This window comes from Ferrimonas sp. SCSIO 43195 (assembly GCF_023716685.1).
Taxonomy (GTDB): Bacteria; Pseudomonadota; Gammaproteobacteria; order Enterobacterales; family Shewanellaceae; genus Ferrimonas; species Ferrimonas kyonanensis.
The window spans coordinates 967,244-992,366 of record NZ_CP072679.1 but is presented as its reverse complement, the minus strand read 5'-3'; the positions used below and the strand labels follow the sequence as shown (position 1 = coordinate 992,366).

Here is a 25,123-nt window from a genome sequence, read left to right as displayed (position 1 = left end):
AACCTCGCAAATTCCTTTGATTATCTTAGCAAGCTTACAACTTGTAGCCGCTTGCCACAATGTAGACCTCGCGGGAGCGCGCCCGGGAGGAGTCTGGTTTACGAATTTTTACAACTTTAAAGGCTTTACGTACTTCAGCCAGGTATTGATCAAAGCCTTCGCCCTGGAACACCTTAACGATGAAACTGCCGTTGGCCGCCAGCACCTGATGGCACATGTCGAAAGCCAGCTCTACCAGGTACATGGCGCTGGGTTGGTCTACCGACTGGGCTCCGGAGAAGTTGGGCGCCATATCCGACATCACCACATCCACCTTGCCATCACCGACCCGTTTCAACAACGCATTGAGCACCGCTTCCTCGCGGAAATCCCCCTGCAGGAAATCGACTCCGGCGATTGGGTCCATCGATAAAATGTCACAGGCAATGACCTGTCCTTCGCTGCCAATCTCCTTTACGGCGTACTGAGACCAACCGCCGGGAGCCGCACCGAGATCCACCACGGACATGCCGGGTTTCAACAACTTATCTTTACCCTGAATCTCTTCAAGTTTAAACACAGCTCGGGAACGAAGGCCTTTTTTTTGCGCCTCTTTCACGTACTGGTCATCAAAATGCTCTTTCATCCAGCGCGTCGAGCTGGCACTGCGCTTCTTTTTACCGGCCATAATTCTCCAGACCGTAGTAGTGAGGATTTAATTACCAGGAAGTTTATCATCTTGGTAAGAATTAGTATTACGCTATAGATGGCGTTAGAATACGCGCTTTTCAAGTCCCCAAACCAAAATGAGTGGCCCAATGAGTCAATTAACTACCAAGCAGAAGCAGTATCTTAAAGGCTTGGCCCATAGCCTGAAGCCGGTAGTCCTGCTGGGCGGCAACGGTCTGACCGAAGGCGTAATGGCCGAAATTGAACTGGCTCTGGCACACCATGAGCTGATCAAGGTCAAGGTGGCCAGTGAAGACCGTGATGCCAAGCGCGCCATCATGGACGCCATCCTGCGCGAATCCGGCGCGGCTCAGGTTCAGGTTATCGGCCATATTCTGGTGCTGTACCGCGAATCTGAAAAGTGCAAAATTGAGTTGCCGAAAGCCCGTTAATCCGGTCTGTCAGCCAGTCTCAATAAAAAAGCCGCGAAGTCGCGGCTTTTTTTATGCGGGGTCAGTGTACACCTAAACCCCGCGGGCGAGTCCTCGAGATTACTTGTATTGGACCTCGATGATCTCATACTCCACTTCGCCACCCGGGGCTTTCACCACCACCAGGTCGTCCAGCTCTTTGCCCACCAGGGCGCGGGCAATGGGGGAGTTCACGGAGATCATTCCGCCTTTCAGATCCGCTTCATCATCACCAACAATGCGGTACGTCACCTCTTCGTCACTGTCGACATTCAAAATGGTCACAGTGGCGCCGAAAATCACCCGGCCATTGTTGGGGATCTTGGTCACGTCGATGATCTGCGCGGTGGACAGCTTGCTTTCGATGTCGCGAACCCGAGCTTCACACAATCCCTGCTCTTCGCGGGCCGCATGGTACTCGGCGTTCTCTTTCAAATCACCCAGCTCTCGTGCTTCTGCGATGGCTTCGGAGATCGCTGGACGCTTGGTGTGCTTCAGATGCTCCAGCTCTTCTCGTAGCTGCTGGGCACCGACAACGGTCATTGGAACCTGGGTCATAATCTGCTTCCGTCTTATCCGGCCAAACCGGGCCCCAGCCAATGCACGCATTGACCTGCCAAGTTGAATTCCGGGTATTGTAAATAGGGTGTTTTGGTTCTGGAATAGACCGATTGTAATAAGAAAACGTCGGCAGGTCATCCCTGCCGACGTCTCAGTATCGCCAAAAAAGCGGGGTTACTTCAAACTGCGCTGATGCAGCTCCTGCACCGAACTGACCTTACCACGGTCATCGGCGGTATGGGCCAGGCAAGTGGCAAAGCCGGCATTCATGGTGGTGGTGTAGTTCACCTTGTGCTGCAACGCCCCTCGACGAAGGTGTTTGGAATCCTCGATGGCCTGACGGCCTTCGGTGGTATTCACGATGTAGGTGTACTCGTCGTTTTTGATCCGGTCCAGGATGTGGGGACGCCCTTCATGGATCTTATTGACCAGTCTAGGGTTAATGCCCGCCTCTCCCAGCGCAACGGCGGTGCCGTGGGTGGCATCCAGCTCATAGCCCAGCTCAATCAGCTGGGTGGCCAGATCCGCCACTCGGGACTTATCGCCCTGACGAACCGACAACAGGGCTCGGCCGGATTTCGGCACGTCCTTGATGGCCCCCAGTTGCGCCTTGGCGTAAGCCTCGGCAAAGGTGTCACCCACGCCCATCACCTCACCGGTGGAGCGCATCTCCGGCCCCAGCAGCGGATCCACGCCGGGGAACTTGTTGAACGGCAGCACCACCTCTTTCACCGAGTAGTAAGGTGGAATCACCTCCTGGGTGAAGTTCTGCGCCTTGAGGGAAGTGCCCGCCATGACCCGGGCAGCCACTTTCGCCAGCTGCACCCCGGTGGCCTTGGACACGAACGGCACGGTTCGAGCGGCGCGAGGGTTGACCTCAATCAGGTAGATGGCGTTGTCCTTGACCGCAAACTGCACGTTCATCAGACCCACCACACCCAATTCCAGCGCCAGCTTGCGCACCTGCAGCCGCATCTGGTCCTGAATCGACTGGCTCAGGGTGTAGGGAGGCAGAGAGCAACCGGAGTCGCCACTGTGAACGCCCGCCTGCTCAATGTGCTCCATGATGCCGCCGATGACCACGTCGACACCGTCACACACCGCATCCACATCCACTTCGATGGCGTCATCGAGGAAGCGATCCAGCAGTACCGGTGACTCGTTGGACACGCTCACCGCTTCATTGAAGTAGCGGCGCAGATCCTGCTCGTCGTAGACGATCTCCATGGCACGACCACCCAGCACGTAGGAAGGGCGAACCACCAGCGGGTAACCGATGCGCTTGGCGTCAATCACCGCCTGCTCCATGTTGGTGACGGTGCTGTTTTCCGGCTGCAGCAACCCCAGGCGTTCTACCGCCTGCTGGAAGCGTTCCCGGTCTTCGGAGCGGTCGATGGCGTCCGGGCTGGTACCGATGATCGGCACGCCGGCGGCTTCCAGATCCCGGGCCAGTTTCAGTGGCGTCTGACCGCCGTACTGAACAATCACGCCTTTCGGCTGTTCAACCCGCACAATCTCCAGCACATCTTCCAGGGTCACCGGCTCGAAGTAGAGGCGGTCGGAGGTGTCGTAATCGGTGGACACGGTTTCCGGGTTACAGTTGACCATGATGGTCTCGTAACCGTCTTCCCGCATTGCCAGTGCCGCGTGCACGCAGCAGTAATCGAACTCAATGCCCTGACCGATGCGGTTGGGGCCACCACCAATCACCATGATCTTGTCATTGGTGGATGGCTGCGCTTCGCACTCCTCCTCGTAGGTGGAGTACATGTAGGCGGTGTCGGTGGAGAACTCGGCGGCGCAAGTATCGACCCGCTTATACACCGGCAGCACCTCAAGGCGCTGGCGCAGCTTGCGAATCTCGCCATCACTGATCCCCAGCAACTTCGCCAGGCGGGCATCGGCAAAGCCTTTGCGTTTCAGCTTGCGCATGAAGCCAGCGTCCAGACCGGCAAAACCCCGTTCCTTGACCTGCTCTTCCAATTGCAACAGCTCTTCAATCTGAACCAGGAACCACTTATCGATGCCCGTCAGCCGATGGATGGCCTCCATGGACAAGCCGGCGCGGAAGGCGTCGGCCAGGTACCAGATGCGATCGCAACCGGCCTCCTGAAGCTGGTAGCGAATCTTGGACAACGAGTCGTTGTCGTCCAGATTGACGATGGGGTCCAGACCGGTCATGCCGGTCTCCAGGCCGCGCAGCGCCTTGTGCAGCGATTCCTGGAAGGTTCGGCCAATGGCCATGACCTCGCCCACCGACTTCATCTGAGTGGTCAGGCGGTCATTGGCGCCGGCAAACTTTTCGAAGTTAAAGCGTGGCACCTTAGTCACCACGTAATCGATGGACGGCTCAAACGACGCCGGGGTGGTGCCACCGGTGATGTCATTTTGCAGCTCATCCAGGGTGTAGCCCACGGCCAACTTGGCCGCCACCTTGGCGATGGGGAAGCCGGTGGCCTTGGACGCCAGCGCCGAGGAACGGGACACCCGTGGGTTCATCTCGATGATCACCAGACGGCCGTCTTTCGGATTCACCGCCCACTGAACGTTGGAGCCACCGGTTTCGACACCGATCTCTCTCAGTACGTTCATGGAGGCGGTTCGCATCAGCTGATACTCTTTGTCGGTCAGCGTTTGCGCCGGCGCCACAGTGATCGAGTCACCGGTATGGATGCCCATGGGGTCGAAGTTTTCGATGGAGCAGACGATGATGCAGTTGTCGGCGCGATCGCGGACCACCTCCATCTCATACTCTTTCCAGCCAATCAGGCTTTCATCAATCAACAACTCGTTGGTCGGGGACAGATCCAGACCATTGGTGCAGATCTCTTCAAACTCTTCACGGTTGTAGGCGATGCCGCCACCACTGCCGCCCATAGTGAACGACGGGCGGATGATGCAGGGGAAGCCCACCTGCTCCTGAACCGCATTGGCCTCCTCCATGCTGTGGGCGATGCCCGAGCGTGGGGTTTCCAGGCCGATGGATTTCATCGCCACATCGAAGCGGGCACGATCTTCGGCCTTATCGATGGCATCGGCAGTGGCGCCAATCATTTGGACGCCGAACTCTTCCAGGACACCGTGTTTCTCCAGCTCCAGGGCGCAGTTCAGTGCGGTCTGGCCACCCATGGTGGGCAACACCGCACACGGGCGCTCCTTCTCGATGATTTTGCGCACCACTTCCCAGTGGATGGGTTCGATGTAGGTGGCGTCGGCCATCTCCGGATCGGTCATGATGGTGGCCGGGTTGGAGTTCACCAGAATGACCCGGTAGCCCTCTTCACGCAGAGCCTTACAGGCCTGGGCGCCAGAGTAGTCAAACTCACACGCCTGGCCAATGACGATGGGGCCCGCGCCCAGAATCAGAATGCTTTTTAAGTCGGTACGTTTTGGCATTGTTCTATCTCTTCACGCTCTGTTATTGGGCCGCGTTGCGGAGTTGCATCAGTTCGATGAAATGATCGAACAGCGGTGCCGCATCGTGGGGACCCGGGCTGGCTTCAGGGTGGCCCTGGAACGAGAAAGCCGGCTTGTCGGTTCGGTGAATCCCCTGCAGGGAACCATCGAACAAGCTCTTATGGGTGGCTTTCAGGTTGGTCGGCAAACTGGCTTCATCGACGGCAAAACCGTGGTTCTGGGCGGTGATCATCACCTTGCCGCTGTCCAGGTCCTTGACCGGGTGGTTACCGCCATGGTGGCCAAACTTCATCTTCAGGGTCTGAGCGCCGGAGGCCAAGGCCAACAGTTGATGCCCCAGGCAGATGCCGAACAAAGGCGTATCGGTTTCCAGCAGCGACTGAATGGCACGGATGGCGTAATCACAAGGCTCCGGATCACCGGGGCCGTTGGACAGGAACACCCCATCCGGATTCATCGCCAATACCTCGGCCGCCGGCGTCTGGGCCGGAACCACGGTCACGTCACAGCCACGATCCACCAGCATCCGCAGAATGTTCTGCTTCACGCCGTAGTCGTAGGCCACCACCTTGTACTTCAGTGCGTCTGCCGGCGTATCGCTGGGCAGTCCGCCCACCAGTTTCCAGCTGCCATTGCGCCAGTGGTAAGGGGCGCTGACGGTGACTTCCTTGGCCAGGTCCATGCCTTTGAGGCCAGGGAAGCCCTGGGCCTGTTGCAGCGCCTGGGCGGCGTCGGCCGCTACTCCGGTCATGATGCAGCCGGCCTGAGCGCCCTTCTCCCGCAGAATGCGAGTCAGTTTGCGGGTATCGATATCCGCAATGCCAACCACATTATGCTGTTTCAGGTACTCAGACAGGGACTGTTCATTACGGAAGTTGGATGCCAGCGCAGGCAGGTCACGAATGATCAGGCCGGTGGCGTGGATTGCAGAGGATTCAACGTCTTCGGAATTGGTTCCGGTGTTACCGATGTGAGGGTAGGTAAGAGTAACTATCTGACGTGAATAGGAAGGATCGGTCAGGATTTCTTGATAACCAGTCATAGAAGTGTTAAAAACGACTTCTCCGACAGCAGATCCGTCGGCACCTATGGAAGTACCGGTGAAAACTGTGCCATCCTGGAGCATTAATAGGGCAGTTTTGTTCAACTTGACCTCCCACCAGAAGAATTATAAGTTATTGTTTTACAATGATTTAGGGTAAACCTCTTCAACTCGCCAAACTCAAAAAGTGAATTTTTGACAAATTCCGGCGATTATAGCGACCAAAGTCACATTTGTATATAGCCAAACAATAAAAAAGGGCTAAAAAGCCCTAATTTTATTTTAAATCCAATACTTGGTGCATGTCGTACAGGCCATTGGGCCTCTGAAACAGCCATTGTGCCGCCCGCATGGCGCCATTGGCAAAGGTCATTCGGCTCGAAGCTTTGTGGGTGATCTCCAGCCGTTCACCGATGTCGGCAAACAGCGCCGTATGCTCACCGACGATGTCGCCGGCCCGAATGGTGGAGAAGGCGATGGTGTCGCGGTCGCGCTCGCCGCTGATGCCTTCACGACCGTAGATGGCACACTGCTCCAGATCCCGGTTCAGGGTCTCGGCAATCACCTCACCCATCCGCAACGCCGTGCCCGACGGGGCGTCCTTCTTGTAGCGGTGGTGGCCTTCGATGATCTCAATGTCGGTGTAGTCGCCCATCACCTTGGCCGCCGTTTCCAGCAACTTAAACAGCAGGGTCACCCCCACCGACATATTCGGTGCCAAGACAATAGGCAGATCCTGCGCCAGCTCGGCGATGCGCTCTTTCTGATGGCTGCTGAAGCCGGTGGTGCCGATGGCAATGGGTTTGCCGTGCTGGGCACACCAGGCGGCCATCTCCAGGCTGGTTTCCGGGTTGGTGAAATCGATAAGCACATCGAAGTCATCCACCACCAGTTCCAGTTTATCCACCAGGGTCACGCCGACGGCACCGTGGCCAATCAACTCACCGGCATCCACCCCCAGCAAGCTGGCACCACTGCGCTCTATGGCCGCACCAAGACGGATCTGAGGGTGCGCCAGGGCGGCTTCAATCAATGTGCGCCCCATACGGCCGCTGGCCCCGACAATGGCTACTCGGATCTGTTCCATCTGTTACTGCTCCCAATCGGCTCTATGCATCTGGATAATCATATGATTATTGACCGCCGACATAAAGATCTCTGTCCCATTTCGCAGCCCAAAAAAAAGGGAAGCAACCGCTTCCCCTTATGACATTATTTAATGTCCAGCAACTCGACTTCGAACACCAGTGCCGAGAACGGTGGAATGGCACCACCTGCACCGCGCTCGCCGTAGGCCAGCTGGTGAGGGATGTACAGTTTCCACTTGGCACCCTTGTTCATCATCTGCAGCGCTTCGGTCCAGCCTGCAATCACGCCGCTGACCGGGAACTCAACCGGCTCACCGCGATCCACGGAGCTGTCGAACACGCCACCATGGGTGAAGGTACCGTGGTAGTGACAGCTCACAGTGCTGTTCAGACCCGGCTTATCACCTTCGCCTTCGGCGATGATTTCGTACTGCAGGCCAGATTCGGTGGTGATCACGCCATCACGCTTGGCGTTGTCAGCCAGGAAGGCTTCGCCTTCGCCGGCGGCTTCCGCAGCCTTGGCTTCGCGGGCTTCAGCCAGACGCTGAGAGATAACCGCAAACGCCTGCTGCAGCTCGGCCATTTCAACCAGGCTGTCTTTGCCTTCGAAGGCATCGGCCAGGCCCTGCTGAACCGCAGAGATCTCAATACCTTCAAAGCTGTTGGCGGCCAGTTGCTCACCCAGCTGACGGCCTACGCCGTAGCTTGCTTGCTGTTCTACTGTGTCGAACTTCATGATGTATGTTCCAGTATGGAAAAAACTGCTGCGGAGTGTACCACTTGTGGGGCAATTAATACCAACGCAATTGAGTCTCTTTTGAGCGCCCGGAACCAGGCCGGGCGGTTCCATCTCAGCGACGGCAACGAGGCTGAATTCCGGCGCTTTTCGCCTGACGATACAGCGGCTGCACCTGCCCCTGCAGTCGCTCCAGATCCGAGATGCGGGTACTGTGTGACGGGTGGGTCGACATCAGTTCCGGTGGCGCATTGCCACCACTGGCTTCGGCCATGTTGTGCCACAGTGCCACCGACTGCTGCGGATCGAAGCCGGCTCTGGCCATCAGATCCGCCCCCATCACGTCGGCCTCACTCTCCTGGGTGCGGCCATAAGGCAGGGTGATGCCCACCTGTACGCCCAGCCCCAGGCCGGCCATATACAGATCGCGATTGGCGGTGCCCTGCAAAAATACATCGGCGATCTGCAGCCCGGCATTGCTGAGCTGGGAGCGGGACACCCGCTCGTTGCTGTGGCGCGCCAGCACGTGCGCCACCTCGTGGCCCATGACCGCGGCCAGCTGATCCTGGTTTTCCGCCACCTCCAGCAAGCCGGTGTACACGCCGATGTGCTTGCCCGGCAGGGCAAAGGCATTCACCTGCTCGGAGTCAAACACCACCACCTCCCACTCGGATGGCGTGTCGCCCAGGGCGGTGATGATGCCATCGGCCACACACTGCACGTAGGCGATAGTGGCCTTATCGGTAGCACGGGTTTCTTTTTCCTTGATCTGGGCAAAGGACTGGTCCCCCATCTGCGCCATCTCCGAGCCGGAAAACAGCAGCATCTGATCCCGCCCGGTCGGCGACTGATGAGTGGCACAAGACGAAAGCAGCCCCAACAGGACCACAGCGCCAAGCTTTCGCATAATCTACTCCATTAAAAAAGGGATGCGTGTGCATCCCTTAATGTTACCCCATTCGCTGGCGGGTTATAAACTCACAGCGCCAAATGCTGGTCTAAGAAGCTGAGCATGGTTTTGTAGGTGCTGATTCGATTCTCCTCATTGAACAGGCCATGACCCTCTTTGTCGAGCTCCAGCCACTGATAGGCACGATGGTGCTTATCCAGAGCCTCTCGCAACTCCTCGGCGTGCTCGATGGGCACCCGCTCGTCGTCACCACCGTGAATCAACAGCAGCGGCACTTTCAGCTTGTCGGCGTTGTACACCGGCGAGAACGCCTTCATGTTATCGCTATCCGCACCGATCACCTCCCGCAGGTAGTTCACCCCGAATTGGTAATCCGGAATGTCACCGACCTCGTACATCAACTCCAGATCATAGACTCCGGCAAAACCGATGGCGCACTGAAACAGATCCGGTGCCAGAATCGGCGTCTGCAGGGCGGAGTAGCCACCGAAAGAGCCGCCGTAGATGCAGACGTTGTCTTTGTTGGCCACCCCGGTGTCGATCAGGTGTTGAGTGGCATCAATGATGTCGTACTGAATCTTGCTGCCCCAGTTGCGGTAGCCGGCCACTTCGTAATCCAGGCCATAGCCACCGGAGCCGCGAAAGTTAACCTGCAACACCGCCATGCCGCGACTGGCAAACAGCTGCGACTCCCAGTTGTAACTCCAGTAATCCCGGACGCCATGGGGGCCGCCATGAGGGTTGACCAGCAGCGGCAGATTCTTGGCCTCGGTGCCCGCCGGCACCGTCAGGTAACCGTGAATGGTCATGCCGTCACGAGCGGTAAAGCTGATGGCCTGCACCGTGGCCGACTGCTTAGGGTCCACCCAGCCGCGACTGTTCAGCAGCAGGCTGACGCTGTTTTTCTCGGTATCAAACAGGTAGTAGCTAATCGGATGGGTGTCACTGTAGGCAGCGACGATGGCCAGTTTGCCATCCAGGGTCTGGCTGGTCAGCGACACCTGCTGGCCAGGAAAGGCCGCCAGCAGGCCTTTGAGGCGCCGGCTCTCCGGCCGCTGTTTATCGATAAACACGTAGCTGGGGTAACTGGACTCCAGCTCCAGGGCGTACAGGGCCCGGTCTGCCACCGACAGCCAAGGCTGTGAAGGATCCACGGTGTCATCACGATAGATGAGCGTGCTGGTGCCCTTGGTCAAATCCAGTTTTTTCAGCCCCTGAATGCTGGCATCGGTGTTATCCAGCACATAGACTTCGTGGTCGCTGGCAAAGGCCACCGGGTTCACACTGCCCCGACCGTGATTATTGGAACCAAACAGTGTCCACGACTCGCCGCGTTTGTTGCGGTAGTAGATCTGGCCCTCTCCGTGCTTGTCGGTGCCGGTAACAAACCGCACCTCGCCCCTGGCGTCGGTGAGGAACTGGGCAAAAGACACCGGCGCATAGGCAATCTTCTTGCGCTTACCGTTGTGAATGTTGACCCGGAACACGGTGGCTTTCTTGTCCTGCTTGGCGCCCATGGGCACCGAGCTGATCAGCACGTGATCCTCATCCTCCGGCAGCGGGTCAATCATGAAACCCCAGGCTCGAATGGCACCCGCAGCACTGCTGAGACGACTACCTGTGGTGTTCTTGGTCTGCTTATAGCCAAACAGATACTCCGGCTTGTCGCCGTCGTAATCCACCGCCATCATCTCACCGTGATACTGCGGTGCCTCGGTCCAGCCTTTGAGGTATTGCTTGGTGACCACGATGCGGTCATTGCTGGCCCAGTAGTAGCTGCCCACTTCGGCTCGCATCGGGAAATAGATGGAGTGCAGCGGCTTGCGGGTCTGGGTTTCCAGAATCACCACCCTTCGCTTGCCGTCGACCTTGGTCATCAGCGCCAGGCGATCGCCCTTGGGGGACAGCTTAACGGAGTACGCCTGGCTGGATTTGGCAAAATCTTCCACTGGGATCTGAGCCGCCAGTGGCAGGCTCAGCGTCAGCAGCAGGGTAAGTATCATCCTTGACATCGAACAGCTCCAAAATGGGAATGATTTAAACGGTAACGTTAGTGTAATGTTAAGCGCGGCCGAAAAAATAACAAGCCCAACCTGACCGCCATCGAATTTAAATCACAATAAAATGAATAAGTTCCAAGACATCGGCTCGGCCGTTCGAGCCGTTTCTCAGGCCATAAACGCAACAAGGCCGCTGTAAACAGCGGCCTTGGAAATGGCACTCGATGTGCGACGGCAGCGTTAGCTGGTCAGGTCATCGAAGAACTTCTTCACCCCATCGAAGAACCCTTCCGCCTTGGGGCTGTGCTTCTTGGAGGAGCCCTCCAGGGTCTGATCGAACTCCCGCAGCAACTCCTTCTGACGCTCGGTCAGGTTCACCGGCGTTTCGATGATCACCTTGCAGATCAGGTCGCCGACGGCATGGCTGCGCACCGATTTCACGCCCTTGCCACGCAGACGGAACATGCGCCCGGTCTGAGTCTCGGCGGACACCTTCAGGTTCACCCGGCCATCCAGAGTCGGCACTTCGATGTCGCCGCCCACCGCGGCGGTAGAGAAACCGATTGGCACTTCGCAGTACAGGTTGTTGCCGTCCCGCTGGAAGATGGGGTGATCCTTGACGTGCACCTGCACATACAGGTCGCCTGCCGGCGCCCCCATTTCACCCGCTTCGCCTTCGCCAGACAAGCGAATGCGGTCTCCGGTATCGACACCGGCCGGAATCTTCACCGACAGGGTCTTGGTCTTCTCGACCCGGCCCTGACCATGACACTTGCTGCACGGATCCTTGATCACCTTGCCCTTACCATGACAGGTCGGGCAGGTTTGGTTCACCGCAAAGAAACCCTGGCGCATCTGCACCTGGCCCTGACCGTGGCAGGTGCCACAGGTCTGAGCGCTGGAGCCCTTCTTGGCGCCGCTGCCATGACAGCTGTCGCAGGTGGTCAGCACCGGAATGCGAATCTCCTTGGTGATGCCCTTAACGGCCTCCTCCAGGGACAGCTCCATGTTGTAGCGCAGGTCATTGCCCCGGCTCGGGCCGGAACGGCCACCGCCACGACGACCGCCGCCAAAGATATCGCCAAACACGTCGCCGAAGATGTCGCCGAAGTCGCCACCACCGCCACCGAAACCACCGCCGCCGCGGTTCGGATCGACACCGGCATGACCAAATTGATCATAGGCGGCGCGTTTTTCAGAGTCGGTCAGGATCTCGTAGGCTTCCTTAACCTCTTTGAAAGATTCTTCGGCTTGGGTGTCGCCCGGATTGCGGTCCGGGTGGAACTTCATAGCCAGGCGCTTGTAGGCCTTTTTGATGTCTCGCTCGCTGGCATCTCTCGCCACACCAAGCACTTCGTAGAAATCGCGTTTGGACATATCTCTAGCCAATAGTTGTTTCGCAAAAAACGGGCGATCGGTGGTACCGAACGCCCGTTGCTTTCATTCAGGTCAAAGGACGTCAGACTTATTTCTTGTCGTCTTTCACTTCTTCGAACTCAGCGTCAACCACGTCGTCTGCTGGCTGAGCCTGCTGTTCACCGGCTTCTGCACCACCCTGAGCTTGCTGGGCCTTGGCCTGAGCAATCTCCATCAGCTTAGCAGAGGCTTGAACCAGCTCCTGGGTCTTGGCTTCGATGGCTTCCTTGTCGGAACCCTTAGTCGCTTCCTCAACCTCTTTGATGGCTGCTTCAATCTTCTCTTTCTCGTCAGCAGGCAGAGCCTCACCGGCTTCTTCGATCTGCTTACGGGTCGCGTGAGCCAGACCGTCAGCCTGGTTGCGGGCCTGAACCAGCTCTTCGAACTTCTGGTCCTCTTCCGCGTGGGCTTCGGCTTCGTTCACCATCTTGTTGATCTCGTCCTCGGACAGACCGGAAGACGCCTGGATGGTGATCTTCTGCTCTTTGCCAGTGCCCTTGTCCTTAGCGGACACGTGCAGAATGCCGTCGGCATCGATGTCGAAGGTCACTTCAATCTGTGGCAGACCACGAGGTGCCGCCTGAATGCCTTCCAGGTTGAAGTTACCCAGAGACTTGTTGGCGCCGGCTTGCTTACGCTCACCCTGCAGCACGTGGATGGTTACCGCAGACTGGTTGTCTTCGGCGGTAGAGAACACCTGCGACTTCTTAGTCGGAATGGTGGTGTTCTTCTCGATCAGTGCGGTCATGACACCGCCCATGGTTTCGATACCCAGAGACAGAGGGGTTACGTCCAGCAGCAGTACGTCTTTCACGTCACCGGCCAGTACACCACCCTGAACCGCGGCACCCATGGCAACGGCTTCATCCGGGTTCACGTCTTTACGAGGCTCTTTACCGAAGAAGTCAGCCACCGCCGCCTGAACTTTAGGCATACGGGTCTGACCACCCACCAGAATCACGTCCTGTACATCGGACACGTTCAGGTCGGCGTCACGCAGAGCCACTTTCAACGGCTCCAGGGAGCGAACAATCAGGTCTTCAACCAGGGCTTCCAGCTTGGCGCGGGTCACCTTGATGTTCATGTGCTTAGGACCGGTGGCGTCTGCGGTTACGTACGGCAGGTTCACTTCGGTCTGCTGAGTGGAAGACAGCTCAATCTTAGCTTTTTCAGCGGCTTCTTTCAGGCGCTGCATCGCCAGGGGATCGTTCTTCAGGTCGATGCCCTGCTCTTTCTTGAACTCTTCAACCAGGTAGTTGATCAGACGGTTGTCGAAGTCTTCGCCGCCCAGGTGAGTGTCACCGTTGGTGGCCAGTACTTCAAAGGTCTTTTCACCTTCTACGTCGTCAATCTCGATGATGGAGATATCAAAGGTACCACCACCCAGGTCGTATACCGCGATGATGTTGTCACCGGTGTTTTTGTCCAGACCGTAGGCCAGGGCAGCAGCGGTCGGCTCGTTGATGATGCGCTTCACATCCAGACCGGCGATGCGGCCGGCGTCTTTGGTCGCCTGACGCTGAGAGTCGTTGAAGTAAGCCGGTACGGTAATTACCGCTTCAGTCACTTCTTCACCCAGGTAGTCTTCGGCGGTTTTCTTCATCTTCTTCAGGACTTCCGCAGACACCTGAGGTGCAGCCATCTTCTTGCCTTGGGCTTCTACCCAGGCATCACCGTTGTCGGCTTCAACAATTTTGAACGGCATGATGTCGATGTCACGCTGAACCACTTCGTCTTTGAACCGGCGACCGATCAGTCGCTTAATGGCAAACACGGTGTTGTGCGGGTTGGTAACAGCCTGACGCTTGGCGGGTTGACCTACTAAGGTTTCATCATCGGTGTAAGCAATGATAGAAGGAGTAGTACGGTCGCCTTCCGCGTTCTCAATTACTTTTGGCTTGTCGCCATCCAGGATAGCCAAACAGGAGTTAGTGGTACCCAGGTCGATGCCGATGATCTTGCCCATCGAAAGCCTCCAAATGCGTTTAAATCTAATGCGAAAATTTGCGATAACACCTATTTGGGGTTGCCGCCTCAGCCTTTCAAGGGCGACGGCTAAAAAAATTCCCCGCTGATGTCAGGGATATGGGGGCAGGGTCTGAGATTCCAATGGTCATCGGCAAATAATTTGATCTGACGCTTTGCAACTCAAGGATTGTATACAATATAATAATTGCCATTCCTGTGGTTTCGTTAATCAAGTCGTGTTTCGAATGGTCAAAAATCAGCGTCGTGCGGTTCAGTATGGAGCCGCAGCGGTATTCGCCTGGTCCACAGTGGCCACCGCCTTTAAGTTGTCGCTGGGCTACATGAGCCCGAGCCAGTTACTGCTGTACGCGGCACTGTTCTCCTGCATCGCCCTCAGCCTGATCGTGATACTGCAGAAAAAGACCCACCTGCTGCGGGCGCAGTTGCAAGCCACGCCCGGGCGCTACCTGCAAAGCGGGCTGCTCAACCCCTTCCTGTACTATCTGGTGTTGTTCGGTTGCTACGACCTGCTGCCGGCGCAACAGGCCCAGCCACTGAACTACACCTGGGCGATACTGTTCAGCCTATTGGCCGTGCCGATGCTGGGACAGAAACTGCGCCGCTGGGATTTGATGGCCGCCCTCATCGCCTACGGCGGGGTGGTGGTGATCGCCACGGGTGGCGACTTGCGCGGTTTTCAGGTCGAGAGCTACCTGGGCTACGGCCTGGCCCTGCTGTCGACCCTGTTATGGTCGCTGTACTGGATCGTCAACACCAAGGACAAAGGCGACCCGGTGGTCAGCCTGCTGCTCAGCTTCATGGTGGCACTGCCGTTCATCATCGCCACCAGTTGGTACCGCGACGGCTGGGCAATGCCACAATGGCAGGGGATCGCCGGCGCGGCTTACGTCGGCCTGTTTGAGATGGGGTTTACCTTCGTATTGTGGTTGATGGCCCTGAAAAGCGCCGAGCGCACCGCTTCCATCACCAACATGGTGTTCCTGTCACCGTTTCTGTCGCTGTTTTTTATCGCCACTTTTGTCGGTGAAACCATTGCTCCGGCGACCTTCGTCGGCCTGGCGTTAATCGTCTCCGGGTTAGCCACCCAGCAACTGGGGCCGCGACTGGCGCAAAAAACCGCCGCCAACGCACCCAAGCCGGAGATCGACAGTAGTCGCTAATCGCACCACTGCTGACACGCCGCCAGCAGGGCTGCCAATGCCGGCTTAGTACTGGCGCTGGCCGGCAATGTCAGGCCGATGCGGCGGAACATGCGCGGCGCCTGAAGCCGCACCTGGGTCAGATCGGCGGCGGTCTCCAGCACCCCGGTGGGCAGAAACGAGATGCCAATGCCGGCACTGACCAGATGGCGCACCTGAGTTTTGTGCTGCGCCTTGGCCACCAGGTTAACCGCGAAGCCCTCGCTGGCCAGCAGACTCAGGGTTTGCTGATGGGCCTCGCACACCACGCATTCGATAAAATTAAAATCATTGAGATCGGCGATGCCCACCGCCTGTTGCTGCGCCAGAGGGTGATGGTTAGGCACGCACAGTACGTAGTCCTCCTCCCACAACGGCACAAACAACTCATCCTCTTTCTTGAACACGTCCAGGGTGATGCGCGCCTGTGCCGCATCGTCGTCGTGATCCAGCAGTTCGAAGCTCAACTGCGGCGATGCCTGGCTGCAATGGCTCAGGAAGCGAGCATAGGTGGCCGGACTGATGTCATGAAAATTGCCCAGTGCCAGCGGCAGAGTGGCCTGCTGGCTGGCAAACAGCCGACTCATCTTTTCCATCTGCCCCAGAGACTGCAGCGCCAGCGGGTACAACTGATGGGCCTCGTCGGTCAGATCCACTCCACGCTTGTGACGCACAAACAGCGCCACCCCCAACTCCGACTCCAGTTGCTTGATGGCCGATGACAAACTGGGTTGAGACACAAACAGCCGCTGCGATGCCGACGTTATGGAGCGCTCCTCGAACACCGCCACAAAACTACGCAACAATCGTACATCCATACAAAATTCCTATGTTAACCCTCAGTGATCAAGGACGAGTTTCGCCGCCGCAGCTGAACATCGCCCAGAATCAGGCCCCCCCGCGGCAAATCGGCTTATCACCGATGATCGTCTTGCCATAAGTTTACCCTATGTCAGGCAGAGAAAATTAATATTTTAAGACTATGAATAGCCTCTCTATAGTAATCGCCATCGCAACGGCCATCGCCTTGCTACCCTTAGACACAGCTTTTATTGGAGAACCCCTATGTCTCAACCTCTGATCGTGATTACCGGCGCCAGCTCCGGCATCGGTGAAGCCACTGCCCGCACCCTGTCCGCCCAAGGCCATCCGCTGTTGCTGATCGCCCGCCGGGTCGACAAGCTGGAAGCCCTGAACCTGCCCAACACCCTGTGCCGCAAGGTGGACGTCACCGACCGTGACAGCTTTGCCGCCGCCATCGCCGACGCCGAAGCCCAGTACGGCCCGGTAGACTGCCTGGTCAACAACGCCGGCGTGATGCTGCTGGGCGACGCCGACTCCCAGGATCCGGCCGAGTGGCAGAAGATGCTGGACGTCAACGTGATGGGCCTGCTCAACGGCATTCACCTGGTGTTGGCCAAGATGCGTGAACGCAAGTGCGGCACCATCGTCAATATCAGCTCGGTGGCCGGTCGCAAGACCTTCCCCAACCACGTGGCCTACTGCGGCACCAAGTTTGCCGTTCACGGCCTGTCGGAAACCCTGCGCGAAGAGGTGTGTGGCGACGACGTACGGGTGATCACCATCGCCCCAGGCGCGGTGGAAACCGAACTGCTGGGTCACACCACCCGCCAGGACATCAAAGACGGTTACGGGGAGTGGAAAGACAGCATGGGTGGCGTGCTGGCCGCTCAGGACGTGGCCAACGCCATTGAATACGCCTATCGTCAGCCACAGAATGTGCACATTCGTGAAATCGTACTCACCACCACCCGCCAGCCGGCGTAACGTCCGCTCGCATTGGCGCCGCCAGCTGTTGGCGGCGCTGTTGCTGCTGTCACCGGGGTTGGCCTGCGCCGCCGGGGATCTGGACGCGGCTCGCCAACGCCTGACCCCGGCCCTGCAGCGCATGCCCGGCGGCCAGTTGCCGCAGCAACTGCTGCTGCTGGCGATTAAGCAGAGTTACCGACTGGAGCTGTGGGGCAGTGACGCCGACGGTCACTGGACCCGGCTGCGTACCTACCCGATCATGGCCTTCAGCGGCGGGCCTGGTCCCAAGCTACTCGAGGGTGACCTGCAGGTACCCGAGGGCGTCTATCGGCCGGTGGCCTTCAACCCCAACAGCCGCTACCACCTGTCACTGAAACTCAACTACCCCAACGCCTTCGACCGGCGCATGGCCCTGAACGATGGCCGTCGGGACCCCGGCAGCAACATCTTTATCCACGGCCAGGAGGCGTCCAGCGGCTGCCTGGCCATGGGCAATACCGTCATCGAAGAGCTGTACTGGCTGGTGTCGGTGGTGGGCCTTCGCGACACCCGAGTGGTGATCACCCCGGTGGATCCTCGCCGTACCCCACTGCGACGCTGGCCCTCCAGTCCGAGCTGGACCGACGACAAGTACCGGCGCATCGAAGCGGCGGTGGCCGAACTGCAGCCACAAAAAAAGCAGCCATAGAGGCTGCTTCATTCCGCGGCAAGGCCGATCAGGCGGTGGTGTCGACGCTGGGCTGTTCACTGCCTTTGGAGATCATCACCATCGCCGGGCGCAGCAGACGGCCATTGAGTTCGTAGCCTTTCTGCATGACTGCCATCACGGTATTGGCGGCAAACTCTTCCGACGGTTGCATCGCCATCGCCTGGTGCTGATCCGGATTAAACGGCTGACCCAGTGGATCAATCTCTTTAATACCAAACTTATCCACGCTGCTCAGGAAGCTCTTGCGAGTCAGTTCAACCCCTTCGATCAGAGGCTTAACCGCCTCATTGTCGCTATCGGCGGTCTGCAAGGCTCGCTCCAGGTTATCAATAACCGGCAGCAGTTCACCGGCAAACTTCTCCAGGGCAAATTTACGGGCTTTTTCCACATCCTGTGCACTGCGACGGCGAATGTTCTCCATTTCGGCATGGGCACGTACTACGCTGTCTTTCTGGCCATCGATGGTGGCTTTGGCGGCCGCCAGCTGTGATTCCAGTTCCTCAATGCGGGCGGCGTGTGGATCCTGCTCGGTTTCAACTTGCTCTTGTTCCAGTTCAACCTGTTCTGGCTGCTCCACTTTTTGCTGCTCGTCGCTCATTTCAACTCCGGCTAAAATACTCTGTTACCATTGGCTCTGAGCCTATTATGGGGACTGATTTTGTGACTTCAAGGGCTAACGGAGCAATATCCCGGTCGCGAAGGACAATCTGTGCCTGAGCGGCGGCCTCAGCAGTCCTGAGGTGACAAACCGGCAATCCCCGTATATCGTTGACCTAAGTAGAGTAACCCGTCCATGGGGCGCACCTGACCGCCCAATCCGACACGAGACCAACATGCAAACAGCATTTAAAACCATCGGCCTTATTGGCAAACCTCGCCACCAGGGCGCCAACCAGACTCTGGCGCAACTGTTTTACTGGCTTAATAAGCAAGGCTATGAAGTGCTGATCGAATCCGACATCTCCAGAGAGCTGGGCTGCGACAAGGCCGAAGCCGTGGAGATGACTGAGATTGGCGAGCGCTGCGATCTGGCCATCGTGGTCGGCGGTGACGGCAACATGCTGGGGGCGGCACGGGTACTGGCCCGCTATGACGTGGCGGTACTCGGGGTCAACCGCGGCAACCTGGGGTTTCTGACCGACGTCGACCCGGACCAGTTTAAAGAAACCCTGACCAAGGTCCTTGGCGGCGAGTTTGAGACCGAGCAGCGCTTTCTGCTGCACACCGAAGTCCATCGCCACGGCGAACAGAAGAGCCACAATGTGGCGGTCAACGAAGCGGTTCTGCACGCCGGTAAGGTGGCGCACATGATCGATTTCGAGGTCTACATCGACGGTCGTTTCATGTACAGCCAGCGCGCCGACGGCATGATTGTCGCCACCCCCACCGGGTCCACCGCCTACTCGCTGTCGGCGGGCGGCGCCATCCTGACCCCGAACCTCAACGCCAACATTCTGGTGCCGATGTTTCCCCACACCCTCTCCTGCCGCCCCATTGTGGTAGACGGCGACAGCGAGATTACCCTGCGCGCCTCCTGCAGCTCCAGCTCACCGGAGCTGGAGATCAGCTGCGACAGCCAGGTTACTCTGGCCTGCCTGCCCGGCGATGAGATTCGCATTCGCAAGTCCCCTTACGCCCTCAGGCTGATCCACCCCAAGGGCTATAACTACTTCGAAGTGCTGCGCAGCAAACTGGACTGGGGCAGCAAACTGTTCTGATCCCTCAAGCTCAAAACTCGATGGGCTGACCATCACGCAGGAAGGCGCCACTGGGGCCATGATCGTCCAGCGTCGCCGCCCAGGTGATCCAGCGGGCCGCGTCCGCCGGATCCCGGCTGGCCTGAGGCCCGCCCATGTCGGTGCGGGCCCAGCCCGGACACACGGCATTGACCTTGATGCCGTCATCGGCGGTCTCTGCCGCCACCACCCGGGTCAAGGCATTCAAACCGGCCTTGGACACCCGGTAGGCGGCCTGATGCTGCCCCATCTCCGCCAGCGAACCGTAACCGGAGGAGACATTGACGATGCGGCCATATTGGCTGGCTCGCATCAGCGGCAAAATCATCTGGCACATCAGCATCGCCCCGGTCAGGTTGGTGTCCAGAGTCCGCTGCCACTGTGACAAGGTAATGGCCGGCAATGGCAGCCCCTGATCCAGCATAATGCCGGCGTTATTGACCAACACCTCGACCCCTCCGTACAGCTCGGTCAACCAGGCCGCCAACTCCTGCACCTGCTGTGGCCGGGTAACGTCCAGGGCAAACGGACTGGCCTCACCGCCCTGACTTCGAATCGACGCCGCCACCGCCATGGCGTCCTCATGCCGCCGGGCACAGGCCACCACATGAAACTCCTGATCGGCCAACTGATGGGCCACGTGCCAACCCAACCCCCGGTTACTGCCTGTCACCACCGCAATCATACGGACTCTCCCGTCAGTCACCGCCAGTGCGGCCCTTTGAAAACATAGGAAGAGTTACGGCGCTGTACAACTTTTTGCCATTGGTGCTTTACTGAACAGGGAAAATACATATACTGTTATTTCATACAGTATGTCTATTCATACAGGGCAGAGAGATGCTGACTCAACTTACGGTTTCCAATTTCGCCATCGTTAAATTCCTGGAGCTGGATTTTCGCCAGGGCATGACCACCATTACCGGGGAAACCGGTGCCGGTAAATCCATCGCCATCGATGCCCTGGGCCTGTGTCTGGGTGCGCGAGCCGAGGCGGCCATGGTTCGCCCCGGCGCCGGCAAAACCGAGATCAGCGCCTGCTTCGATGTTCGGCGCATCGATGCGGCCCGCCGCTGGCTGGCAGACAACGACCTCGATGACAACGACGAGTGCATTCTGCGCCGTAGCATCAGCAGCGAAGGCCGCTCCAAAGCCTGGATCAATGGCCAACCGGTCCCTCTGGCGCAGCTCAAAGCCCTGGGACAACGGCTGATCACCATCCACGGCCAGCACGCCCATCAGGGGCTGCTGCAGAGCCACACCCAGCTGTCACTGCTGGATCAATACGCCGGCCATCAGGCCTTGCTGCATAAGTGCAGCGACGGCTACCGGCGCTGGAAACACCTGGATAACGAGTTAGCTCGGCTGCAACAGGAGCAGCAGCAGCGCCAGGCGCGCCAACAGTTGCTGGAATACCAGGTACAGGAACTGGACGAGTTTGCCCTCGAACCCGGCGAGTTCGAAGCCATCGAATCTGAGCACCGTCGCCTGGCCAACTGCACCACGCTGATGGAACAGAGCCAGCGGGCGGTGTACCTGCTCAGCGAAGGCGAAGAGGTCAGTGCCGTCAGCTTGTTGCAGCAGGCCATTGCCGAGGTGGAAACCCTGGCCAGTGACGATAAGGCCCTGGAACCGGGGCTGGCGTTGTTGCACGAAGGCTTGATCCAGTTGCAGGAGGGCGCCAACGAACTGGCCCACTACCATCAATCGCTGGAGCTGGACCCGCAACGTTTTGACGAACTGGAGCAGCGCCTGTCCAAAGCCATGACTCTGGCCCGCAAACATCAGGTCAAGGCCGGCGAACTGGCACAGCTGCATCAGACCCTGGCGGAAGAGCTGCAAAGCCTCAGCGCCAGCGAACAGCGGCTGGATGAACTCGACGGAGAGCGGCAACTGGCCATGGACGCCTATCTGCAGGCGGCCCAGCGCCTGAGTAAAAGCCGGCAACGCTACGCCAAAGAGCTGAACAAGTTGGTGACCGCCAACTTGCGTGAACTGGCCCTGCCCCACGCCAAATTCCAAATCGAGGTTCAGTTCGACGACGGCAGTGTGTCTCCGGCCGGTGGGGATCGCATTCAGTTTCAGGTCTCCACCAACCCGGGCCAACCACTGCAACCTCTGGGTAAAGTGGCCTCCGGTGGTGAGCTGTCACGAATCAGCTTGGCGATTCAGGTGATCACCGCCAAGAAGGTCTCAACCCCGACCCTGATCTTTGACGAAGTGGACGTGGGAATCTCCGGCCCCACCGCCGCCGTGGTCGGTCGAATGCTGCGCACCCTGGGAGACGCCACTCAGGTATTTTGCGTCACCCACCTGCCTCAGGTTGCGGGCAACGGCCATAATCACATGTTTGTCAGTAAGTCCACTAAGGGCCAGGTGACCGAAACTCAGATGGCGGCACTGTCGAACGACGATCGCCTCGACGAATTGGCGCGCCTGCTGGGTGGGGACAGCATTACCGAAAATACGCTGGCCAATGCCCGCGAATTATTGATGGAACCTCAACCCCGGGCCTGAATGCCACTCGGCGCAACATCGTGCTGATCGGGCACTCACCCCGATCACACCCCACCCCGAAACCGCGATCCAGATCGCGGTATTTCCGCACGTTATTCTGATTTTTGCCACTCAAGTCGCCGATTTTGCTTCTTTTTTTACATAAGTAGTATTCTCGCCATTTTCTGTAATTTTCACACAAAAATAGGTGCCATATCACACAAAGCCTACCTATTTAGCGTTATTTTGGCCCCAGATAGAGATTTTATTTCACTTTGATAGGAGACTGGCCATGTCAGTTGCAAAGTTCTTCATCCCATCAGTTAACACTCTGGGCACCGGCGCGGTAGACTCCGCCGCCGACGATATCGCCGCACTGGGTTTTAAACGCGCTTTGGTCGTAACCGATAAGGTTCTGGTTGAAGTGGGCCTGGTTGCCAAGGTGACCGCCAAGTTGACTGCCAAAGGGGTGGAAACCGTGATTTTTGACGGTACTCAACCTAACCCAACCGTGGGCAACGTTAACGCCGGTCTGGCGCTGCTGAAAGAGCACGACTGTGATTTCGTTATCTCCCTGGGTGGCGGTTCCCCACACGACTGTGCCAAGGGCATCGCCCTGGTCGCCGCCAACGGTGGCAGCATTGCCGACTACGAAGGCGTGGATAAGTCTCCCAAGCCACAGATGCCTCTGGTAGCCATCAACACCACCGCCGGTACCGCCTCAGAAATGACTCGCTTCTGCATCATTACTGATGAAGAGCGTCACATTAAGATGGCCATCGTCGACAAGAACACCACTCCTCTGCTGTCGGTGAACGATCCTGAGCTGATGCTGGACAAGCCTAAGGCGCTGACCGCGGCAACCGGTATGGATGCACTGACTCACGCTGTGGAAGCCTACGTGTCCATCGCCGCCAACCCCATCACCGATGCCTGCGCGGAAAAAGCCTTTACCCTGATTTCCGACAACCTGCGTAATGCGGTTAATAACGGTCAGGACATCGCTGCCCGTGATCAGATGGCCTACGCCCAGTTCCTGGCCGGCATGGCCTTCAACAACGCCAGCCTGGGTTACGTGCACGCCATGGCGCACCAGTTGGGTGGATTCTACGACCTGCCACACGGTGTGTGTAACGCCATCCTGCTGCCTCACGTACAGGCATACAACGCTCAGGTTGTACCAGAGCGTCTGGCCAAAGTGGCTCAGTTTATGGGTGTCGACATCAGCGGCATGACCGACGAGCAAGGCGCCGAAGCGGCTCTGGAAGCGATTCGCGCTCTGTCCAAGGACATCGGCATTCCAGCCAACCTGACCGAGCTGGGCGTGAAAGAGGAAGACATTCCGACTCTGGCAACCAACGCCCTGAACGACGCCTGTGGCCTGACTAACCCTAAGCAAGCCACCCACGAAGAGATTTCTGCCCTGTTTAAAGGTGCACTGTAATCCCACTCCCTCCTCATGAGTGAACCCAAGGGCCGGCATTGTCGGCCTTTTTTATCTCTGTCTGCCGGCGACCAACGAGCGGTGGGGAACCATAGCGACCTTTACGAGTCTCAGTTTGGTAACATTTTCCCTTTGTGCCACTTCAAGGCTGGGGTATCATCGGGGCTCACGTTTAGGGGACAAAAACAAACAGCATGAAGCAGTTCAAACACTTGTTACTGGCGGCAGTGGCCGCAGTAACCCTCAGCGGATGTTCGGTTTTCGACTGGATGGTGTACAAGATTGACATCCCGCAAGGCAACTTCATCGAAGACAATCAGGTTGAAAAACTGCGCATCGAAATGACCCGGGAGCAGGTTGAGTTCATTCTTGGCCGTCCGGTACTGCGCGACAGCTTTGCCGATGACACCTGGTACTATGTGTACCAATACAAAAATGGCCGCACCAACGAACTGACCCGCAAAGAGCTTGTGGTCAGCTTCCGCGACGACAAGGTAACCCAGATTACCGGTGACTACACCCTGTCGGAGCAATTCAATACGCCATTGAACGACTCGGCGCTGACCACCCCAGAGGTCACCACGCCTTAACGAAAAAGCCGGCATCGCCGGCTTTTTTGATCCCGGTCTTTGCAATCCCCCGCCCAATTAATGAGAATGGTTCTCATGCTCAATTAATTGGACACGCCCATGACCCCCATCTCCATCATTGGCTGCGGCTGGCTCGGCCTGCCCCTGGCCCGACATTTTGCCGATCTCGGCCACCCGGTGCTTGGCAGCACCACCCGCAGCGAAAAATTGCCCCTGCTGCGCCAGGCCGGCATCACTCCGCATCAACTGCAACTGACTCCAAGCAGCGACCTGGACGGTCACCCACTGCTCAATGCCCGAGTGGCGGTGATCACCATTCCCCCTTCCAAAGGGGATGGTAAACCTCAGTTCTACCTGCGTCAGATGGCCCACCTAGCGGCCGCCATCGAGGCGTCGGCCATCGATAAGCTGGTGTTCATCAGTGCCACCTCGGTGTACCCGCAAAACAACAGCGAAGTCACCGAGGCGGATGCAGAGCGGATTGAGTCCCCCTTTAGCGACTGTCCCTGGCTGGACATCGAGGCCTGCTTTACCTCCCTTAAGCACGTCAGCACTACCGTGGTGCGGTTCTCGGGCCTGATTGGCGGCGAATACCAACCGGGGCGTTACTTTTCCGGGCGCGAACTCGGGGGGGCCGACGATCCGGTCAACATGATTCACCGCGATGACTGCATCGGCATCATCAGCGCCATCGTCGAACAGGGCGCCTGGGGCGAGGTGTTTAACGCCAGTGCCTGTGAGCACCCCAGTCGCCGCGAGCTGTACAGCCGCTCCTGCGAACTGGCCGGACTGGCACCGCCAATCTTTATCGCCGATCCTCGCCCCTACCGGCTGGTGAACTGCGATAAGGTCAAGCGTCAACTCGGCTATCGGTTTCGCCACCCCAACCCGGTGGATGCCCTGGGACTGGACTGAGCCCCAAA

The 25,123-nt window shown here is 58.0% G+C and carries 21 protein-coding genes and 1 pseudogene; 9 read left to right on the top strand and 13 right to left on the bottom strand.

The features are described 5' to 3' along the window. Window positions 1–34: 34 nt before the first annotated feature. Window positions 35–667: a 23S rRNA (uridine(2552)-2'-O)-methyltransferase RlmE gene (gene rlmE / locus J8Z22_RS04775; protein ID WP_035416046.1), complete on the bottom strand. Its 633-nt coding sequence runs from the start codon at window positions 665–667 to the stop codon at window positions 35–37. Window positions 668–797: 130 nt separating this feature from the next. On the opposite strand from rlmE, the gene yhbY reads away from it, so the two are divergent. Next, window positions 798–1,100, top strand: coding sequence for a ribosome assembly RNA-binding protein YhbY (gene yhbY / locus J8Z22_RS04770; RefSeq protein WP_028113920.1), 303 nt, complete (start codon window positions 798–800; stop codon window positions 1,098–1,100). Window positions 1,101–1,199: 99 nt separating this feature from the next. Here yhbY and greA read toward each other — a convergent pair whose 3' ends face one another. From greA to dnaK, 9 genes are all read right to left on the bottom strand, one after another. After that, window positions 1,200–1,676: a transcription elongation factor GreA gene (gene greA / locus J8Z22_RS04765; protein WP_028113921.1), complete on the bottom strand. Its 477-nt coding sequence runs from the start codon at window positions 1,674–1,676 to the stop codon at window positions 1,200–1,202. A 177-nt stretch (window positions 1,677–1,853) separates the two neighbouring features. After that, window positions 1,854–5,075, bottom strand: a complete 3,222-nt coding sequence (gene carB, locus J8Z22_RS04760; protein WP_028113922.1) for a carbamoyl-phosphate synthase large subunit — start codon at window positions 5,073–5,075, stop codon at window positions 1,854–1,856. Between the two features lie 22 nt (window positions 5,076–5,097). After that, window positions 5,098–6,222 (bottom strand): glutamine-hydrolyzing carbamoyl-phosphate synthase small subunit, encoded by a 1,125-nt coding sequence (gene carA, locus J8Z22_RS04755; RefSeq protein ID WP_156897084.1) that lies wholly within the window; start codon window positions 6,220–6,222, stop codon window positions 5,098–5,100. A gap of 193 nt (window positions 6,223–6,415) precedes the next feature. Next, complete coding sequence (dapB, locus tag J8Z22_RS04750; RefSeq protein WP_090363757.1) at window positions 6,416–7,225, bottom strand: 4-hydroxy-tetrahydrodipicolinate reductase; 810 nt, start codon at window positions 7,223–7,225, stop codon at window positions 6,416–6,418. Between the two features lie 125 nt (window positions 7,226–7,350). Continuing rightward, on the bottom strand, window positions 7,351–7,962 hold the full coding sequence (locus J8Z22_RS04745) for an FKBP-type peptidyl-prolyl cis-trans isomerase (protein WP_028113925.1): 612 nt from the start codon (window positions 7,960–7,962) through the stop codon (window positions 7,351–7,353). A gap of 115 nt (window positions 7,963–8,077) precedes the next feature. Beyond that, complete coding sequence (locus J8Z22_RS04740) at window positions 8,078–8,869, bottom strand: M48 family metallopeptidase (RefSeq protein WP_028113926.1); 792 nt, start codon at window positions 8,867–8,869, stop codon at window positions 8,078–8,080. Window positions 8,870–8,940: 71 nt separating this feature from the next. Continuing rightward, window positions 8,941–10,884 carry a S9 family peptidase gene (locus J8Z22_RS04735; protein ID WP_252009141.1) on the bottom strand — a complete coding sequence of 648 codons (1,944 nt, stop codon included), beginning with the start codon at window positions 10,882–10,884 and terminating at the stop codon, window positions 8,941–8,943. Between the two features lie 228 nt (window positions 10,885–11,112). Continuing rightward, window positions 11,113–12,249, bottom strand: a complete 1,137-nt coding sequence (gene dnaJ / locus J8Z22_RS04730; protein ID WP_252009138.1) for a molecular chaperone DnaJ — start codon at window positions 12,247–12,249, stop codon at window positions 11,113–11,115. Between the two features lie 88 nt (window positions 12,250–12,337). Continuing rightward, on the bottom strand, window positions 12,338–14,254 hold the full coding sequence (dnaK, locus tag J8Z22_RS04725; RefSeq protein ID WP_028113929.1) for a molecular chaperone DnaK: 1,917 nt from the start codon (window positions 14,252–14,254) through the stop codon (window positions 12,338–12,340). Window positions 14,255–14,501: 247 nt separating this feature from the next. Between dnaK and J8Z22_RS04720 the strand changes: the two genes are divergently transcribed. After that, window positions 14,502–15,437 (top strand): DMT family transporter, encoded by a 936-nt coding sequence (locus J8Z22_RS04720; RefSeq protein WP_252009137.1) that lies wholly within the window; start codon window positions 14,502–14,504, stop codon window positions 15,435–15,437. Here J8Z22_RS04720 and J8Z22_RS04715 read toward each other — a convergent pair. Next, complete coding sequence (locus J8Z22_RS04715) at window positions 15,434–16,273, bottom strand: LysR family transcriptional regulator (RefSeq protein ID WP_028113931.1); 840 nt, start codon at window positions 16,271–16,273, stop codon at window positions 15,434–15,436. The two genes, J8Z22_RS04720 and J8Z22_RS04715, sit on opposite strands and share 4 nt — an antisense overlap. 247 nt (window positions 16,274–16,520) lie before the next feature. Here J8Z22_RS04715 and J8Z22_RS04710 point away from each other — a divergent pair, with 247 nt between their 5' ends. Then, on the top strand, window positions 16,521–17,243 hold the full coding sequence (locus tag J8Z22_RS04710) for an SDR family oxidoreductase (protein WP_028113932.1): 723 nt from the start codon (window positions 16,521–16,523) through the stop codon (window positions 17,241–17,243). Further along, a complete protein-coding gene (locus J8Z22_RS04705) occupies window positions 17,206–17,913 on the top strand; it encodes a murein L,D-transpeptidase family protein (RefSeq protein WP_252009135.1) in 708 nt (235 codons plus the stop codon). Before J8Z22_RS04710 ends, J8Z22_RS04705 begins: the two co-directional genes overlap by 38 nt. Window positions 17,914–17,941: 28 nt before the next feature. Here J8Z22_RS04705 and grpE read toward each other — a convergent pair whose 3' ends face one another. Continuing rightward, complete coding sequence (gene grpE / locus J8Z22_RS04700; protein WP_028113933.1) at window positions 17,942–18,532, bottom strand: nucleotide exchange factor GrpE; 591 nt, start codon at window positions 18,530–18,532, stop codon at window positions 17,942–17,944. Window positions 18,533–18,767: 235 nt separating this feature from the next. Between grpE and nadK the strand changes: the two genes are divergently transcribed. Beyond that, complete coding sequence (gene nadK / locus J8Z22_RS04695) at window positions 18,768–19,652, top strand: NAD(+) kinase (RefSeq protein ID WP_051252794.1); 885 nt, start codon at window positions 18,768–18,770, stop codon at window positions 19,650–19,652. 10 nt (window positions 19,653–19,662) lie between these two features. On the opposite strand, the gene J8Z22_RS04690 is transcribed toward nadK, so the two are convergent. Then, window positions 19,663–20,355: an SDR family oxidoreductase gene (locus J8Z22_RS04690; RefSeq protein WP_252009133.1), complete on the bottom strand. Its 693-nt coding sequence runs from the start codon at window positions 20,353–20,355 to the stop codon at window positions 19,663–19,665. Between the two features lie 155 nt (window positions 20,356–20,510). On the opposite strand from J8Z22_RS04690, the gene recN reads away from it, so the two are divergent. The 4 genes and pseudogenes from recN (at window position 20,511) to J8Z22_RS04670 (ending at window position 25,115) form a co-directional block, all read left to right on the top strand. Beyond that, a complete protein-coding gene (gene recN / locus J8Z22_RS04685) occupies window positions 20,511–22,187 on the top strand; it encodes a DNA repair protein RecN (protein ID WP_252009131.1) in 1,677 nt (558 codons plus the stop codon). A 271-nt stretch (window positions 22,188–22,458) separates the two neighbouring features. Continuing rightward, window positions 22,459–23,610, top strand: a complete 1,152-nt coding sequence (yiaY, locus tag J8Z22_RS04680) for an L-threonine dehydrogenase (RefSeq protein ID WP_028113937.1) — start codon at window positions 22,459–22,461, stop codon at window positions 23,608–23,610. Window positions 23,611–23,804: 194 nt separating this feature from the next. After that, window positions 23,805–24,191, top strand: a pseudogene (locus tag J8Z22_RS04675) (outer membrane protein assembly factor BamE); the annotation flags it as partial. Between the two features lie 108 nt (window positions 24,192–24,299). Continuing rightward, window positions 24,300–25,115 carry a hypothetical protein gene (locus J8Z22_RS04670; RefSeq protein WP_252009119.1) on the top strand — a complete coding sequence of 272 codons (816 nt, stop codon included), beginning with the start codon at window positions 24,300–24,302 and terminating at the stop codon, window positions 25,113–25,115. Window positions 25,116–25,123 lie beyond the last annotated feature (8 nt).

What these genes read in the sequence shown, in the direction of transcription:
- rlmE (WP_035416046.1), bottom strand. Translation starts at nt 667, where the DNA reads ATGGCCGGTAAAAAGAAGCGCAGTGCCAGCTCGACGCGCTGGATGAAA.
- yhbY (WP_028113920.1), top strand. Translation starts at nt 798, where the DNA reads ATGAGTCAATTAACTACCAAGCAGAAGCAGTATCTTAAAGGCTTGGCC.
- greA (WP_028113921.1), bottom strand. Translation starts at nt 1,676, where the DNA reads ATGACCCAGGTTCCAATGACCGTTGTCGGTGCCCAGCAGCTACGAGAA.
- carB (WP_028113922.1), bottom strand. Translation starts at nt 5,075, where the DNA reads ATGCCAAAACGTACCGACTTAAAAAGCATTCTGATTCTGGGCGCGGGC.
- carA (WP_156897084.1), bottom strand. Translation starts at nt 6,222, where the DNA reads ATGCTCCAGGATGGCACAGTTTTCACCGGTACTTCCATAGGTGCCGAC.
- dapB (WP_090363757.1), bottom strand. Translation starts at nt 7,225, where the DNA reads ATGGAACAGATCCGAGTAGCCATTGTCGGGGCCAGCGGCCGTATGGGG.
- J8Z22_RS04745 (WP_028113925.1), bottom strand. Translation starts at nt 7,962, where the DNA reads ATGAAGTTCGACACAGTAGAACAGCAAGCAAGCTACGGCGTAGGCCGT.
- J8Z22_RS04740 (WP_028113926.1), bottom strand. Translation starts at nt 8,869, where the DNA reads ATGCGAAAGCTTGGCGCTGTGGTCCTGTTGGGGCTGCTTTCGTCTTGT.
- J8Z22_RS04735 (WP_252009141.1), bottom strand. Translation starts at nt 10,884, where the DNA reads ATGTCAAGGATGATACTTACCCTGCTGCTGACGCTGAGCCTGCCACTG.
- dnaJ (WP_252009138.1), bottom strand. Translation starts at nt 12,249, where the DNA reads ATGTCCAAACGCGATTTCTACGAAGTGCTTGGTGTGGCGAGAGATGCC.
- dnaK (WP_028113929.1), bottom strand. Translation starts at nt 14,254, where the DNA reads ATGGGCAAGATCATCGGCATCGACCTGGGTACCACTAACTCCTGTTTG.
- J8Z22_RS04720 (WP_252009137.1), top strand. Translation starts at nt 14,502, where the DNA reads ATGGTCAAAAATCAGCGTCGTGCGGTTCAGTATGGAGCCGCAGCGGTA.
- J8Z22_RS04715 (WP_028113931.1), bottom strand. Translation starts at nt 16,273, where the DNA reads ATGGATGTACGATTGTTGCGTAGTTTTGTGGCGGTGTTCGAGGAGCGC.
- J8Z22_RS04710 (WP_028113932.1), top strand. Translation starts at nt 16,521, where the DNA reads ATGTCTCAACCTCTGATCGTGATTACCGGCGCCAGCTCCGGCATCGGT.
- grpE (WP_028113933.1), bottom strand. Translation starts at nt 18,532, where the DNA reads ATGAGCGACGAGCAGCAAAAAGTGGAGCAGCCAGAACAGGTTGAACTG.
- nadK (WP_051252794.1), top strand. Translation starts at nt 18,768, where the DNA reads ATGCAAACAGCATTTAAAACCATCGGCCTTATTGGCAAACCTCGCCAC.
- J8Z22_RS04690 (WP_252009133.1), bottom strand. Translation starts at nt 20,355, where the DNA reads ATGATTGCGGTGGTGACAGGCAGTAACCGGGGGTTGGGTTGGCACGTG.
- recN (WP_252009131.1), top strand. Translation starts at nt 20,511, where the DNA reads ATGCTGACTCAACTTACGGTTTCCAATTTCGCCATCGTTAAATTCCTG.
- yiaY (WP_028113937.1), top strand. Translation starts at nt 22,459, where the DNA reads ATGTCAGTTGCAAAGTTCTTCATCCCATCAGTTAACACTCTGGGCACC.
- J8Z22_RS04670 (WP_252009119.1), top strand. Translation starts at nt 24,300, where the DNA reads ATGACCCCCATCTCCATCATTGGCTGCGGCTGGCTCGGCCTGCCCCTG.